We start from the raw sequence: 14,217 nt of genomic DNA on the forward strand, positions 1-14,217 counted from the left end.
CCACGACTCCGGCCGCCGCCACTCCGGCCGCCGCCACTCCGGCCGCCGCCACTCCGGCCGCCGCCACTCCGGCCGCCGCCGGTGCGGCGGCGGCCGACGCTCCGGATACGGCGGCGAAGCCGGCCCTGAGCTCGAAGCCGGAACCGAAGCCGAAGCCGGAACTGGACCCGAAGCCGGAACCGACCTCGAAGCCGGAACCGACCTCGGGGCACAGAACACACGAGGCATCCGCTGCCGACCGGACAGCGGAACGCCCGCAGCCGGCCCCGACCGACCCGCAGGCGCCGCGGCCCGCCGGCCGAACGGGCCGTTCGAAGAAGCTGGTCGTGCTTGCCGCAGGAGTCGCCACGGCGGTACTGATCACGATCGCCTTGCTGGTCAACACGACGACGGAGAAGAACGCCGGCAGCGCCACAGGGTCGGCCGGTCCGCTCCCAGCCGGCGGCACCACGACGTCGCGGTCCGCGGGCACACCGACAGCCTCTTCCGTCTCCTCACCGTCGAGCTCTGCGAGTTCCAGCGTCACGTCCCCGACGGCCCACACCTCATCGCAGGAGTCGACGCCCAAGGCCGGACACGAGGATTCCGACCCGGAACCCGGAGGCGAGGCCCCGACCACGGACAGCGGATCCGGCGCGACGGTCGCCCCGACCGGCCATGCCCTGGTGGTCCCCGCCACGGAGAAGTGCCTGAGCGGCGGCGCCGCGACCGAGGGGATACAGCTGGTCCAGGCCACGTGCGACGACTCCGCGGCACAGCGATGGCAGACCGGATCGGGTGGGACCCTCCGGTCGTCGGGGAAATGCATGACCGTGGCCGGAGGGGCGACCGCTGACCGGACCGAGATCCAACTGACCGGGTGCAGCGGCGACGCCAGCCAGCAATTCCACTTCTCCGGTACGGAACTGCTGGCTGATCAGTCACAGAAATGCGTCACCATTTTCGGGGGCACGAGCGGAACGGTGGTGGTCCTTTGGGAATGCAACGGCTGGGACAACCAGACCTGGACGATTCGATGACCCACGTCACCTCCGCCCGGCCCGCCGCGCCGGCGGAGTACTGGCCGGACGGGGAGGCGCTTGCCACGGGCCGGTGATCTTCGCGTTCCGGCGTCCCGTCCTGGTGCTGGTGGGCCCGTACCCGCTGGAACTCCTCGGGTGGTGCGAGCGGTTCACGGAACAGTCCATCCGCTGGACCAACGTCCCCTCAGAGCCCGGGACAGAGTCAGCTCAGCGTTCCATCAGAGTCTCCTCAGAATCTGCCCTCGGCCTGCGCCTGGCCCGGCCTTGACCGAGGTGCAACAGGCCAAGTCCGTCGTCGACTTGGGCATGCGCACAATCCACCAGGACGCGGAGCGTGACACCGTGCTCGCGAAGCGGACTCGCCGCTGCCCCGGCCGCTGCCCCGGGTTCGCCTGCTTCCAGCACGCGACAGCGCGGCCACCGTCGGACGGTGCTTCGTCAACCAGGGGCGAAGCGCCGCCGTACCACCCGCACTCCCGTGAGGACGAGGTCTTCAGGCTGAGCGAGGGCAGTGCGCTGTTGTGGTGCGACGGACGACCAGGAGACGGAACTGTCGGAGGGGGGCGGCATCGTCTACCGCTCCCGGAACGTCCCCGATCACCTCCGGCACGGCCGCACTACTCATGATCCGCACCTCCGCACCCCCGCCCCGGACCCCCGCACCCCCGGACCCCCGCACCCCCGGACCCCCGCACCCCCGGACCCCCGCACCCCCGGACCCCCGCACCCCCGGACCCCCGCACTTCTGCACCTCCGCATTTCCGCACCGCCTTCATCGGAGAGTCCGCGGGTGACGGCCTCGCCATCGCGACGCTCGTCGTCGCCGAGGACCGCCGGCCTGCCCCAACCCTCGTCGGCGCGGTCTTCTCCCCTGGGACCGACCTGACCGTGTCCGGAGACAGCGCGGTCGGCAAGGCCGCTGTCGATCCCACGCCGGCCCCGAAAGGAGGGCGGCTCACACGAGATCCTGCTGGACGGCGCCGCACGGTCGGCGGCCCGCGCCGCCGAGCACGACGTCCACGTCGAACTGCGGGTCTGGCCTCAAGTCCCGCACCCCTTCCGGGTGTTCGCCGCGATGCTCGACGAGACCGCCGCCGCGCCGCGAGCCGCCGCCCTCACCCGGGCGCACGGGGCCGTCGCCCCCGACGCGTCCGGCGACGCTCTGTCGGCCGGCGCGCCGTACCCGACACCGGCGGTCAGGACTCGACTCCGTGTAACGAATCGGTCGTGCGGCAAAACAAGCTTCGTGTCGTCCGCGGCACCCGGACGACGATTGCCCGCATGGCAACGATGAATCACTTCGGCATGACTCTGCGCGGCTGGCGTGAGCGCATGTCACCGCAGGACGGCGGGCTGGGGGCCGGCGCGGAGCGGCGCATTCCTGGACTGCGCCGCGAAGAACTGGCCCGTCTGGCAGGCATATCGGTCGACTACGTGGTGCTGCTGGAACAGGGCCGCGCTCGCAACCCCTCGGCCCAAGTGGTCACCGCCCTGGCCAGAGCACTGCGTCTCGACCCGTCCGAGCGTGACCATCTGTTTCGCTGCGCCCACCTCGCACCGCCCTCCGTCGGGAACGTGTCCAGGCACATACCCATGAGCGTGCAGCGACTGGTACACCAGTTAGGAGTGCCGGCCGGGGTCTTCGCCGCTGACTGGACCATCATCGGCTGGAACAGGATGTGGACGGCCGCGGTCGGCGATCCCGGCGCGTACGGCTGGGCCGAGCGCAATCTCGTCGCCGGGATGTTCCAGTCGAGCGACACACGAGGCCGGGACCCGGTTGCGGCATGGCCCGTCTGGTCGTGGAAAGGCAACGAAGCGCAGGAGGAGGACCTCGTCGCCGACCTGCGTGTGACAGCGGCCGCCCATCCCCATGACGTACGTCTCGCCTCACTCGTCGAAGGCCTGCTTCAAAGCAACCCGCGCTTCGCCCGTCTGTGGTTCAACGGCACCGCCGGCCCCTACGTCGGCGACCGCAAGACCATCGAGCATCCCCTGGTGGGTGACATCGCCCTCGACGTCGAGGTCCTGATGCCTGCCGGCACCGGCCTGAGGATCGTCACGTATACGACTGCGGCCGAGACCACCGACGCGGAGAAGATGGACGCTCTACGTGCGGCCTGTCATCTGCCGCGAATCGGTCCGGCCCGCCCCGATTCAGAGATCTCCGGCCTCGACCGAGGACTGTGACCCGGGCCGCCGACGGTGACGGTCGAGTTCGGAGTGAACCAGAAACTGTGGTGTGCGCCTCCCGGTCCGGACAACAAAGAACCCCCGGGTCATCGACCTGGGGGTTTCTCCTGGAGCGGGTGACGAGAATCGAACTCGCACTCTCAGCTCGGGAAGCGACGGCGCTTGGGCAGCCGGATAGCCTATGACCTGGGCATATGTACTCTGACGTGGCGGCCGGGAGCGCACGATCGCACCGTAGTCGACCGTGGTTCACCGGTCTTATGGGCACGCTGTGGGCACGGCGCTTGCCCAGGAGTAGGTGCCGTGCTGAAACGGCCCACCTTTTGCGTGGAGTCGTCCGTGCCGAGGCCGACTGCGCGGAGCCATTGCGTGTGCACGTGGCTGACTGGCCCCTTCTTGGGCGTTGCCGCCCTCGCCCGCGAGGTGGAGCTTGCTGGTGAAGCCGCCCCGAGAGCGGCCGAGGCCCTCGTTGGGGTGGTTCTGCAGGGGCGTGCGCTTTTCTCGGCACTCTCAGAGTCTTCTTGCATGTCTCGGCCGCGTGCTGGCGGACCCGGCAGACGGCGGCACCCATGGACACCATGGACCAGTCAATGCGGCCCTGCGCGTCGGCGTCGGCCAGGACGGCCGCGAGAGCCTGCCCCGCGTGCCGTCCGCCGACCAGCGTCTGCGCCTCTCGTAAATGGTCTTCCACTTCGCGGAACGTGCAAGCAGGAACCCTCCACGGCACGCCGGTCCGATTCCGGTACGGAATCCCGTTGATGGTCCTGCGGTGGCCGGCACACCGACCGCCGCCCAAGCCCGGCCTTCGGCAGATGCACAGGGCCCTGGATGTGCTCCGGGGGCGCCCCCTGGCCCGAGCTCACCTGCCGACGCGGCGGGGATCGGCAGATGCTTGGGCTTGCGCCAGGAAACCGATCGGTTTACTCTTCTGGAAACCGATCGGTTTCTCATTCCCTGGAGAGAGTCATGACTGTTTTGAAGGGCGCGAACGTCTTCGTCACCGGCGGCAGCCGCGGCATCGGCAAGGCGCTGGTGGAGGAGCTGTACGCGCGTGGTGCCGGCAAGGTCTACGCCACGGCCCGCGACCCGCGCAGCGTGACGCACCCGGACGCCGTACCGGTGGCTCTGGAGGTCACTGACCCGGCCTCGGTGGCGGCGGCCGCCGCGCAGGCGCAGGACGTGACCGTGTTGATCAACAACGCCGGTGCCTCGGTCGGCGCGTCCTTCCTCGACTCCCCGGTCGACGACGTGCGCCGGGAGTTCGAGACCAACTTCTACGGTCCGCTGCTGGTCGCCCGGTCCTTCGTGCCGGTCATCGAGCGCAACGGTGGCGGCCACCTCCTCAACGTGCATTCCGTCCTGTCCTGGCTGGCCCTCGGCGGCTCCTACAGTGCCTCCAAGGCCGCCCTGTGGTCGCAGACCAACTCCCTGCGCCTGGAGCTGCAGCCGCGCGGCATCGCCGTCACCGGACTGCACGTCGGCTACGTCGACACCGACCTGACGACAGGCGTCGACGCCCCCAAGTCCGACCCCCGCGACGTGGCCGCACTCGCCCTCGACGGCATTGAGACCGGCGCCCACGAGGTCCTCGCCGACGACATCTCGCGGCAGGTCAAGGCGGGCCTGGCCGGTGACCTGGCGGGGCTGTACCCCCAGCTCGCCAAGTAGACCGGACCCCCGACGGGCCCCACCACCAACCGCAATTTATCGGAGAGGGTATTAGCATTGAGCGCGAATTCGGAGAAGAAGAAGTTTTATGCTCTGAATATGTTTGACGTGGTCGACCTGGAGAAATACCTTGCGTATTTCAGCCGCTTGCCGGAAGCGGCTCCGCAGTACGGTGGTCGCATGGTGGCGTTTGGTCGCTTCCGGGACAACGTGGCCGGTGACCTCGCACCCCGGCAGGTTCTGTTCCTCGTTGAATGGGAATCCGAAGAGGCGTTCAACAGGTTCCGGGACGATCCGGAATTGGCCGACCTGCATCCGCTGCGGGAGAGCGGGACGGCGTCCTATATCTGGCAGACTTTCGATGGTTCCGATATGAGTGACCCCGCTGCCGTTTCGCTCGACGATGTACTGGCGGTGCTCAAGCCCTAGCCGCGATCTTTCGTTGGGGTCCGCCGACGGAGTCGGTGGGCCCTTTCGCTTTCCTTTCGCTTTCCGGAGCTGATGGTGGGCAGACCGGCGACCGGTGGCGGTTGCCGGCCAGCCGGGCGTGGTCGGCAGGAGCGTGAGCCGTTCGAGGGCGGCGGTGATCTCGCTGGTCCAGGCCCGGCGCTGGGTGAGGTGGAGAATCCTGCGTCAGTCGGCCGGCTGGTTCATCTTGCGGATCTGCTTGTCGAACACCGCGGCGGCGACCGAGGCGTCGCTGACCACGTCGAGGTCGAGGAGCGTCACACCCCCGAGCGGGGTGACATGTGAGGTGTCGCGGCCTGTGCCGACCACGAGGAAGCCCGCTGCGACGAGGGCGAGTGCGGTTTCCTTCCCGATGCCGGATGACGCACCCGTCACGAGTGCCACCGGCCGATCTGTCGTCATCCTGGACCCCTGCCCCCATTCAAAACCGATCGGTTTCCGCTACAGTAAACCGATCGGTTTCCGTGTGCAAGTTCAGGCAAGGGGTGGGGTCATGGGCGGAGTCAGTGCGCGGGAGCGGCGCGAGAGCGTCATTCGCGCGGCGATCGCGGAGTTCGCGATCACCGGCTACCGGGGCACCACCACGGCTGCGATCGCCGAGCGGGTCGGCGTCACGCAGCCGTATCTCTTCCGGCTTTTCCCGGACAAGAAGGCGATCTTCGTCGCCGCTCTGGTGCGGAGCGCGGAAGACACTCGCTTGGCTTTCGAGAGGGCGGCCGACGGGGTGGAGGGAGGCGAGCGAGCCCGGCAGGCGATGGCGGACGCCTATGCGCAGCTGATCTCGACGTACCCCGAAACGCTCCTGATGCAGATGCAGGGATATGTCACCGTGGCGCAGGGCGACGACCTGATCGGTGAAGTCGTCCGGGCCGGCTGGACGAGTATCCGGGAAGCCGTGCACCTGTCGCTGGGTGCTGATGCCGAGAAGACCGCAGGCTTCTTCGCCTGCGGCATGCTCGGCAACACGCTCACGGCCATCGGGCTTCCCGTGGACGCCGGGAGGTGAGGGGGTGTTCCGAACGGGGATGCGTCAGTGCACGCCTGCCGCGTCGAGCAGGGTGGTCACGGTGGGTGTGACGAGCCCGGTCAGGTTGTCGGCCTGAATTCCCGCGCGGGCGCTCGCGCCGTCGAAGACCAGGCTGAGCTGCCGGGCCAGCAGATCGGGATCGCCCGCCCCGCCCTGTTCGGCCTCGGCGCGGAAGAAGGCCGTCAGATTCGCCTTGACTTGGTGAGCCACGCGGCTCGCCGGGTGACTCTGGTCCTTGAGCTCGACCTGCACCGCCAGATACCGACAGCCCCGGAACTCGGGCGCCCCTGCCTGCGATTCCACCTGCTCGAAAACGTGCAGGATCCGCTCGCGGGGCGACCGGCCGTCGTCCGCCGCAGGCAGGAGAGTTGCCGCGTAGGCGGAGGCGCGCTCCTTCAGGCTCACTGCCAGGAGCTCGTCCTTGCTCTCGAACAGCTGGTACATGGAGCGCTTGGACACCCCCGCCGCCTTGCACAGCGCCTCGACTCCGATGCTGACGCCGTCTTGGTAGGTGAGCGTGGCCGCCGCCTCCAGCAGGCGCTCCCTGGGGCTCAGTTTCACTTCGGTGCTCATGTCGTGAGGTTAACCCGGAGCGGACGAAATGAAAACCGATCGGTTTCCGGAGGTTCCCGGCAGGGGCTCGGCGACGGCCTGGGGGAAGGGCCGTCGCCGAGCCGTGATGGTATGCGCGCCTGCCGTCCCCGTCAGGGCGACGCACACCGGGGCCACTGCGAGTAAAGGCCCGTCCTGGGTGACCTGCCGTCATGCCCGTGCGGCGGTATTCTCCGGCTTCGTCTCCGCCGGGATGCGGTGCAGTCCCTTGCGGTCGTAAAACGGGTGGCTGCCCCTCATGACGTACGTGTCTCTCGGCCGGTGGACGCGGAACGGCTCGCCGGGGGATGCCAGCCGCCGGTGACTTCCTTGGCGGGCTTGTGGGGGAAGCGGCGCCGGGCGTACTCCTGCGCGTGGGAGCCCGGCAGGACATACAGGGTTTCCTTCTTGTCCTGGAGCGGTCGCAGCACGGTGTCCATGAACGACTTGCGGTCGTCCAGGTACGGGCCCAGGACGTCCTCGCCGGCGGGGCAGACAGCGAGGCAGTAGCCGGACTTGTAGCCGGGCGGAGAGCTCAGGCTCTGCCACATGGAGGCGCTCTCGGAATCGGTGACCCGGGAGCGGTAGTCGGCGGCGTCCTCGCTGTCGGCCACGGTCTGCGCCCAGTCGGTGAACCCGCTCATGAACTCGCGGTAGTTGTGCGTGGTGCAGGCCAGCGCGTCGAAGGCGCCGTCCTTGGCGATGGCGCCGACCGGGCAGGCGGCGACGCACAACTTGCAGTCGATGCACGGGTTGTAGTCCAGTGCCTGCCCGTACTCGCTCACCTCCGCGTCCACCAGCACGGTGACCAGCAGGACGAAGCTGCCGAACTTCGGGTGGATGACGTTGCGATGCAGGCCCATCACGCCGAGTCCGGCGGCCACCGCGACCGTCTTGTGTGCCACCACCCAGATCCGCTCGCGGGGGAAGCGGTCCATCTCCTGGGGGAAGCCGACGGACGGATTGAGCGCACGGTATCCGGCGTCCTGGAGTGCCCGGGTGACGCTGCGGGCGGCGTGGTTGGCCTGTTCGTCGGTCTGGTGGAACTCCTGGTTGGCCACGCTGCGGGCGGGGGAGCGGCAGTTGTCGCGGTTCATCCGGACCGCCATCGCGATCAGGGTGCGGGTGCCGGGCAGCGCCGACTGCGCGTACTCGCGCTCGCCGGCCAGATCGGGGTGGTCCAGGCTCACCGCGGCAGCGTCGTCCGCCCCGGCCGCCAGGCACAGCTCACGCAGCCAAGCCGCGTCGATCACCGCGGGCGGGCGACCCGAGGCGCCGGTCCTGCGCCGGGCTAGTACGGCCTGTACCGACGGGTGGGCCGCCAGCTTCGCCGGAAGCGGGGGATGAGTGGGTTGCCCCTCGGTGTCGCGCGCGGCAGTCATCCGTGCTCCTAGGGATGCGGGTGCGAGGCTCGCCACCACGGGCGAGAAACCGATCAGTTTCACCACCGTAAACCGATCGGTTTTCGCGCGCAAGCCCCAGCGCGAGCCTCTCCTTCGGACTGTCGATCAGGTTCCTCGCGGGCGTTGGCAATCGATCGTCGGATGCTCGGGGCTCAGCCCGGGAATCAGGCCGGGGTGCTGGTCCCCGGCTGGCAACGGGCGTGGGCCCCATGGGAGTTGCTCGATAGCCGGGGGCGGCTGCGACTCGTTGAGCGCATCGCTCGCCGCAGCTGCTCGTCACGCGATGGCGTCAGCGCATGTCCGCTGCATCGAGCAGGGCGGCCACGGTGGGTGTGGTGAGCCCGGCCTGCGTGTCGGCCTTGATTCCCGCACGGGCGCTGGCGCCGTCGAAAACCAGGATCAGCTGACGGGCCAGCAGGTCCGGGTCGCTCGCCCCGCCCTGTTCGGCCTCGGCGCGGAAGAAGGCTGTCAGGTTCTCCTTGACCCGATGGGCCACCCGGCTCGCGGGGTGGCTCGGGTCCTTGAGCTCGATCTGCACGACGAGGTACCGGCAGCCCTGGAAGTCGGGTGCACCCGCCTGTGCCTCCGCCTGTTCGAAGACGTGCAGGATCCGTTCGCGGGGTGGACGGTTGTCGTCCGCCGCGGGAAGGAGGGTCGTCACATAGACGGAGGCGCGTTCCTCCAGGCTTGCCGCCAGCAGTTCGCCTTTGCTCTCGAACAGCTTGTACATGGAGCGCTTGGACACCCCCGCCGCCTTGCACAGCGCGTCGACGCCGATGTTGACGCCGTTTCGGTAGGTGAGTGTGGCCGCTGCCTCCAGCAGTCGCTCTCGGGAGCTTGGCATTGCTTCGGTGGTCATATTCCGAGGTTAACTCGATTCCGGCCCGTTGGAAACCGATCGGTTTACGGGTGAGTGCTGTGAGGAAGCGGTAGAAGCCGGGCGGCGCCTTGATGGGGGTGGTGTGGGACGTCGGCACCCCCATCGCGGTCTCCGGAATCGGTGCGCTCACCCTCCTTGCCGGGCTCGGCCGGCACCGCTGGCCTGCCGCTGCTGTGACTGCACCCGGTGGCACCCACGACGGCCCACGTGTCCGTCGGCCTCGCACATTCAGCCCGCCTCGCGGGCGCCCGCTGCCGGCGATGATCGGTTTGCTGAAGACGGAACACACGGGACCATCTCTGAGGGCCCCTGTGTTCCTGCGCTGATTCGTGCCTGGAGGGCACCAATCAGCGCAGGACATTTCTTACCACGGTGGATTCGGCCTCAGTGGGCGATCACAGGCTCGCCCTCCGACGGCGCCAGAGCTGAATTCGGCATCAGGAACGCCGTGAGCACCGCCCCGACCACGAAGATCCCGGCGCCCCACGCCAGGGTGGCCGTGTAGCTCTCGACCCCGGCCCGGGCCACGGTCAGCGCGCCCGGCTTGTGCGAGGACAGGTAGTCGGTCGCGGCCGACGAGGCGACGGTGGTCAGCAGCGCCGTGCTGATCGAGCCGCCCACCTGCTGGCTGGTGTTGATCAGCGCCGAGGCGACGCCCGCGTCCTCGTGGTGCACCCCTGCGGTCGCCCCCTGGAACGCGGTGGTCATCACCCCGCCGATACCGAGACCCAGCAGGATCATGCCCGGCATGATGTCGGCGACGTAGGCGCTGTCCAGCGTGAGCCGGGTCAGCAGGGCCATACCGGATGCGGAGACCAGGAAGCCGGCGCTGACCACGGCCTTCGGGCCGACCCTGGGCAGCAGCAGCGAAGGCACCGTGGTCGACGCGGCGACGATGCCGCCGACCATCGGCAGGAAGGACAGGCCGGCCTTGATCGGCGAGTAGCCGATGCTGGCCTCCAGGTAGTAGGTCAGGAACAGGAAGATCGAGAACATTCCCATGCCCAGGACGAACACGGCCAGGAACGAACCACCTCGGGTCCGGTCCAGCACGACTCGCAGCGGCAGCAGCGGATGCGCGACCCTGGACTCCAGCCATACGAACACCGCGAGCAGCACCACGCCGCTGATCATGGAGCCGAGGGCGACCGGATCGGTCCAACTGGTGGATTCGACGTGCGCGAACCCGTAGACGATGCCGAACAGCGCGGCGCTCACCACGACGGTGCCAGGAATGTCGATCTTGGGTCGCTCGGTGACCGCAGGCTTGGCCAGCAACAGCAACGCGCCGACCAGCGCGACGCCCGCGAAAACGACGTTCACGTACATCACCCAGCGCCACGACGCCCATTCGGTGAGCATGCCGCCGAGCAGGAGTCCGATCGCGGCGCCCGCACCGGACAACGCACTGAAGATGCCGAAGGCTTTCGGCCTTTCGGTCGGCTGGGTGAAGGTCACGCTGAGCAGTGAGAGCGCCGCGGGCGCGAGCAGCGCGGCGAAGAGGCCCTGGGCCACGCGTGCCGCGACGAGTATGTCGAAGCTGCTGGCCGCGCCGCCGACGACGGATGCGGTCGCGAAACCGATCAGGCCGGTCACGAAGGTCGTACGTCGGCCGAACAGGTCACCGAGTCGGCCCCCGAGCAGCAGCAGGCTGCCGAACGCCAGGGCGTACCCCGTGATGACCCACTGTCGGCTGCCGTCACTGAAACCGAGGTCATGTTGCGCTTCGGGCAGTGCGATGTTCACGACGGTCGCATCGAGCGTGACCATGAGCTGCGCCACGCCCAGCACGACGAGCACCCACCAGCGCACGGCATGTGAGCCGCGGCGGCCCGAGTCTGTTTTCCCGGAGGCGGGCGCCCCGCGGTCGAAGGTGGTACTCACTTTTCCCCTTAGTCGCTGGTCATGGGCCGACCATCAGTCGGAAACCGATCTGTTTCCACTCAGGAAAACAGATCGGTTTCCCAGGTGCAAGTGAACGGGTCGCTTCTGGCCCGGGACTGCCCCGCCAGGGTCGAAGTCCGCGGAGGCCGACGGCGCTGCCCCGGCAAGCGACTTGTTGCCCGGCGTCGCGGCACGGCTGTTCTGCCGGCGGAGAGTCCGTGTCGGCGCCGACACCTTGTGCCGTACCGCCAAGACCGCAGGACGTCCGGACGTACTTGGCCAGTGGGTCGGCGATCTACGGCGACACCCTGGACGCGGCCGGCTCGGTGCTGCTGTGCGTGCCACTGGCGGAGGTCGGGATGAGGCGGGATGAGCGACGTGCCGACCATGAGGCACTTCGGCGTCGGCATGGTGTTCGCGGTCCTGGTGGACGTGCTGGTGGTGCGCATCCTGCCGGGAGCGGCCGGCATGAGATTGCCGGAAAGAGTGGCCTGGCGGGTCGACGAGAGGTCGTCACGCCGTTCCCTGTACGTCCGCGCTGGCCCGACTCGACCTCAAGCTCCAACTCGGCTTGGACGACGCCGACATCGACCAGACCGGACAGGCAGGTGGAGAGCTCGTCGTCCCAGTTATCCACGGGTACGGAACGCCCCGGTGAAGCCGAAGCCTGCCGGGCTTGCGCCTTGAAACCTATCGGTTTACCTTGATGGAAACCGATCGGTTTCTCATTCTCCGGAGAGAGTCATGACCGTTTTGGTAACCCCCTCACACACAAGGAGTCGGCGAGATGCCCAGCCAAGAGTCACGTCCCACGATTCACATTCCGGGGACCACCAGCCACACCCTCGTCCCGCGCGCGGGATCCGGCGGCCGTGAGGGAACGCTGCGCTACCTCAAGGCGGGGACCGGTGCCCCCCTCGTTCTGCTGCACACCGTGCGCACTCAGGCCGAGCACTTCCGCCACCTCATCCCGCTGATCGCGGACCGGTACACCGTGTACGCCCTCGACCTGCCGGGGATGGGCTACTCCGAGATCGTGCCCGGGGCGTCGTACGACGAGCCCGCGATGCGTGCGGGCGTCGAGCGGCTGCTGACCGAACTCGACCTGAATGACGTGACGTTGGTCGGGGAGTCCATGGGTGCGGTGCTCGCCCTGACCGCTGCGGCCGATCTCCCGGAGCGGGTACGACGTGTCGTCGCGGTGAACACCTACGACTTCCGCGGCGGCATCGCCAGGTCGAGCCTTCTCGCCCGTGTGGTGGTCAGCGGTGTCCTCGCGCCCGGTGTGGGTCCCGTGATCGCCGGGGTCGAGCCCAAGCCCGCCCTGCGCAAGATCCTTCAGGGCGGCCTCGGCGACAAGCGCGCGCTGCGCGAGGACTACGTGGACGAGCTCCTCCAGGTGGGCAGCCGGCCCGGCTACCCGACCGTGGCCCGGGCCGTGTACCAGGCCCTGCCCAGCCTCATCGCAGCCCGCCCGCGCTACCCCGAGATCAAGGCGCCCGTCCACCTCGTCTACGGCGAAAAGGACTGGTCCCGCCCCTCGGACCGGGAAGCCAACAAGCAACTGCTTCCGGCCGCCGACTTCACCCAGGTCCCCAAGGCAGGCCACTTCATCGCCCTGGAACGGCCCGACGTGCTGGCCGACCTGTTGAACGCGGTGGCCTGACCCCCGGGACCACTGACCCAGGGAGCAGTGCATGGCGGAGATCCAGATCGAGGTCGACGTTCCGGCGCGGATGCGTGATGCACGGTGCTGCGCGCGGATGTCTACCACCCCGGCGGCGCGGAGCCGTGACCGGTGCTGCTGAGCCGGCTGCCGTACGGCAAGCAGACCTCCGTGATGACCGTCATGCTTGATCCGTTGGCGGCTGCCCGGCGCGGGTTCATGGTGATCATCCAGGACACCCGAGGCCGGTTCGCTTCCGAGGGGGAGGGGGAGCCGTTCACGTAAGAGGAGAGTGACGGCTACGACACGGTAGGCTGCCGCCCTCCACGGCTCCAACGGCTCGGTCGGCATGATCGGCGGCAGCTATTTCGGCAACACCCAGTGGATGGCGGCGCTGTCGAAACCGCCGGACTTGAAGGCCATCGCGCCGATGATCGCGTGGTCCGATCCGGACGACGGGCTGTGGACGTGCGGCGGCGTGATCGAGCTCGGCCTCACCGTCCCCTGGTCCCTCCTGCAGGGTGCCGACACCCTCAGGCTCCCCGGGCAGCCCCTGCAATGCGGGGAATCCTCCGGATTGCAAAAGACCGTGCGGCGTCCGGCCCGGGCCGGACGAGTGGCGGCTCGGCCCAGGCGCCGGACGGTTCCTGCGGGCGGAGGAACTACGGCCTGCCGAGGACTCCCGGGGTGTCATGCAGGACCACGCTCCGCTGCAGCGGAACCCGCTCCGTGCGGAGCGTGTTCACCGGTGCCGCCGGGTCGGCCATGCCGAAGGAGATGCCGAACAGCAGCTTGAGCTCCGCGGGGACACCCAGGAACTCGCGGACGGTGTCGGCATAGACGCCGAGCACGGTCTGCGGGATGCCGGCCAGCCCCCGGGCCGCCAGCGAGAGCAGGAAGTTCTGCGCGTACATGCCGATGTCGCCGGCCGTCCGTACCCCGTCGCCGAGTGCCGGCATGAACAGGAAGGCGGCATGGGGAGCGCCGTAGAACTCCAGGTTCTCGCGGACTGCCGCCCGCCTGCCGTGCCCGTCCGAGCGCTCGACGCCCCGGGAGCGGTAGACACTCGTGCCCAGGGTCTGCGACCGCTCCAGGTAGAGCCCCTCGCCGTAGCCATCGGTGAAATCCGGGGAGGTCCGTCCCTCCTCCTCGGCCCGGAGCAGCTCTTTGCCCAGAGCTTCCCGCGCCGCACCCGAGACGACGTGCACGGTCCACGGCTGGGTGTTGCTGTTCGAGGGGGCCGTCTGTGCGTCGTCCAGCACGCCGCGGATGTCGGAAGGGGACAGGGCGGTGGGCAGGAACCGCCGGGGGGAGCGTCGGGAGCGTGCGATGTCGGTGAAGGGTGATGTGGTGCCGGGCAAGGCGGTTCCTCTCCGCGGCGCGCAGTCACCGCCACGGAGGCCGCGGCACGGCGC

The 14,217-nt window shown here is 68.9% G+C and carries 13 protein-coding genes and 4 pseudogenes; 8 read left to right on the plus strand and 9 right to left on the minus strand.

Annotated features, from left to right (window positions below; translation table 11 throughout):
- Positions 1-568 (minus strand): annotated as a pseudogene (locus ACFWP5_RS39615) (hypothetical protein); the annotation flags it as partial.
- A 97-nt stretch (positions 569-665) separates the two neighbouring features.
- On the opposite strand from ACFWP5_RS39615, the gene ACFWP5_RS39620 reads away from it, so the two are divergent.
- Positions 666-1,019: an RICIN domain-containing protein gene (locus ACFWP5_RS39620; RefSeq protein ID WP_384168384.1), complete on the plus strand. Its 354-nt coding sequence runs from the start codon at positions 666-668 to the stop codon at positions 1,017-1,019.
- A gap of 958 nt (positions 1,020-1,977) precedes the next feature.
- Here the strand turns inward: ACFWP5_RS39620 and ACFWP5_RS39625 are convergent.
- Entirely contained in the window at positions 1,978-2,151 is a 174-nt protein-coding gene (locus ACFWP5_RS39625; RefSeq protein ID WP_384168387.1) for a hypothetical protein, read from the minus strand.
- A gap of 152 nt (positions 2,152-2,303) precedes the next feature.
- On the opposite strand from ACFWP5_RS39625, the gene ACFWP5_RS39630 reads away from it, so the two are divergent.
- A complete protein-coding gene (locus tag ACFWP5_RS39630) occupies positions 2,304-3,212 on the plus strand; it encodes a helix-turn-helix transcriptional regulator (protein WP_384168390.1) in 909 nt (302 codons plus the stop codon).
- Between the two features lie 408 nt (positions 3,213-3,620).
- On the opposite strand, the pseudogene ACFWP5_RS39635 reads toward ACFWP5_RS39630, so the two are convergent.
- Positions 3,621-4,035, minus strand: a pseudogene (locus tag ACFWP5_RS39635) (transposase); the annotation flags it as partial.
- A gap of 146 nt (positions 4,036-4,181) precedes the next feature.
- On the opposite strand from ACFWP5_RS39635, the gene ACFWP5_RS39640 reads away from it, so the two are divergent.
- Together ACFWP5_RS39640 and ACFWP5_RS39645 are read left to right on the plus strand one after the other, a co-directional pair.
- Entirely contained in the window at positions 4,182-4,883 is a 702-nt protein-coding gene (locus ACFWP5_RS39640; RefSeq protein ID WP_384168393.1) for an SDR family oxidoreductase, read from the plus strand.
- A gap of 57 nt (positions 4,884-4,940) precedes the next feature.
- Entirely contained in the window at positions 4,941-5,312 is a 372-nt protein-coding gene (locus ACFWP5_RS39645; protein WP_384168396.1) for a DUF1330 domain-containing protein, read from the plus strand.
- A 246-nt stretch (positions 5,313-5,558) separates the two neighbouring features.
- Here the strand turns inward: ACFWP5_RS39645 and ACFWP5_RS39650 are convergent.
- Positions 5,559-5,753: pseudogene (locus tag ACFWP5_RS39650) on the minus strand (SDR family NAD(P)-dependent oxidoreductase); the annotation flags it as partial.
- A 91-nt stretch (positions 5,754-5,844) separates the two neighbouring features.
- Here ACFWP5_RS39650 and ACFWP5_RS39655 point away from each other — a divergent pair.
- Entirely contained in the window at positions 5,845-6,357 is a 513-nt protein-coding gene (locus ACFWP5_RS39655) for a TetR/AcrR family transcriptional regulator (RefSeq protein WP_384168399.1), read from the plus strand.
- A gap of 24 nt (positions 6,358-6,381) precedes the next feature.
- On the opposite strand, the gene ACFWP5_RS39660 is transcribed toward ACFWP5_RS39655, so the two are convergent.
- From ACFWP5_RS39660 to ACFWP5_RS39675, 4 genes are all read right to left on the minus strand, one after another.
- A complete protein-coding gene (locus ACFWP5_RS39660; protein ID WP_384168402.1) occupies positions 6,382-6,951 on the minus strand; it encodes a TetR/AcrR family transcriptional regulator in 570 nt (189 codons plus the stop codon).
- A gap of 275 nt (positions 6,952-7,226) precedes the next feature.
- Complete coding sequence (locus ACFWP5_RS39665) at positions 7,227-8,351, minus strand: 4Fe-4S binding protein (protein WP_384168405.1); 1,125 nt, start codon at positions 8,349-8,351, stop codon at positions 7,227-7,229.
- Positions 8,352-8,661: 310 nt separating this feature from the next.
- Entirely contained in the window at positions 8,662-9,231 is a 570-nt protein-coding gene (locus ACFWP5_RS39670; RefSeq protein WP_384168408.1) for a TetR/AcrR family transcriptional regulator, read from the minus strand.
- 405 nt (positions 9,232-9,636) lie between these two features.
- Positions 9,637-11,136 carry an MFS transporter gene (locus ACFWP5_RS39675; protein ID WP_384168411.1) on the minus strand — a complete coding sequence of 500 codons (1,500 nt, stop codon included), beginning with the start codon at positions 11,134-11,136 and terminating at the stop codon, positions 9,637-9,639.
- Positions 11,137-11,923: 787 nt separating this feature from the next.
- Between ACFWP5_RS39675 and ACFWP5_RS39680 the strand changes: the two genes are divergently transcribed.
- From ACFWP5_RS39680 to ACFWP5_RS39690, 3 genes and pseudogenes are all read left to right on the plus strand, one after another.
- Positions 11,924-12,802, plus strand: a complete 879-nt coding sequence (locus tag ACFWP5_RS39680) for an alpha/beta fold hydrolase (RefSeq protein WP_384168414.1) — start codon at positions 11,924-11,926, stop codon at positions 12,800-12,802.
- Between the two features lie 132 nt (positions 12,803-12,934).
- Positions 12,935-13,087, plus strand: coding sequence for a CocE/NonD family hydrolase (locus ACFWP5_RS39685; protein ID WP_384168417.1), 153 nt, complete (start codon positions 12,935-12,937; stop codon positions 13,085-13,087).
- A gap of 100 nt (positions 13,088-13,187) precedes the next feature.
- Positions 13,188-13,280, plus strand: a pseudogene (locus ACFWP5_RS39690) (hypothetical protein); the annotation flags it as partial.
- 184 nt (positions 13,281-13,464) lie between these two features.
- Here ACFWP5_RS39690 and ACFWP5_RS39695 read toward each other — a convergent pair.
- A complete protein-coding gene (locus ACFWP5_RS39695; RefSeq protein ID WP_384168420.1) occupies positions 13,465-14,163 on the minus strand; it encodes a nitroreductase in 699 nt (232 codons plus the stop codon).
- Between the last annotated feature and the right edge of the window lie 54 nt (positions 14,164-14,217).

Origin of the sequence: Streptomyces sp. NPDC058469, from assembly GCF_042721125.1 — a bacterium.
Classification (GTDB): Bacteria; Actinomycetota; Actinomycetes; order Streptomycetales; family Streptomycetaceae; genus Streptomyces.

Bases quoted from the DNA above. Each gene is read 5' to 3' on its own strand.
- ACFWP5_RS39660 (WP_384168402.1), bottom strand. From the start codon at position 6,951: ATGAGCACCGAAGTGAAACTGAGCCCCAGGGAGCGCCTGCTGGAGGCG.
- ACFWP5_RS39670 (WP_384168408.1), bottom strand. From the start codon at position 9,231: ATGACCACCGAAGCAATGCCAAGCTCCCGAGAGCGACTGCTGGAGGCA.
- ACFWP5_RS39640 (WP_384168393.1), top strand. From the start codon at position 4,182: ATGACTGTTTTGAAGGGCGCGAACGTCTTCGTCACCGGCGGCAGCCGC.
- ACFWP5_RS39680 (WP_384168414.1), top strand. From the start codon at position 11,924: ATGCCCAGCCAAGAGTCACGTCCCACGATTCACATTCCGGGGACCACC.
- ACFWP5_RS39630 (WP_384168390.1), top strand. From the start codon at position 2,304: ATGGCAACGATGAATCACTTCGGCATGACTCTGCGCGGCTGGCGTGAG.
- ACFWP5_RS39655 (WP_384168399.1), top strand. From the start codon at position 5,845: ATGGGCGGAGTCAGTGCGCGGGAGCGGCGCGAGAGCGTCATTCGCGCG.
- ACFWP5_RS39665 (WP_384168405.1), bottom strand. From the start codon at position 8,351: ATGACTGCCGCGCGCGACACCGAGGGGCAACCCACTCATCCCCCGCTT.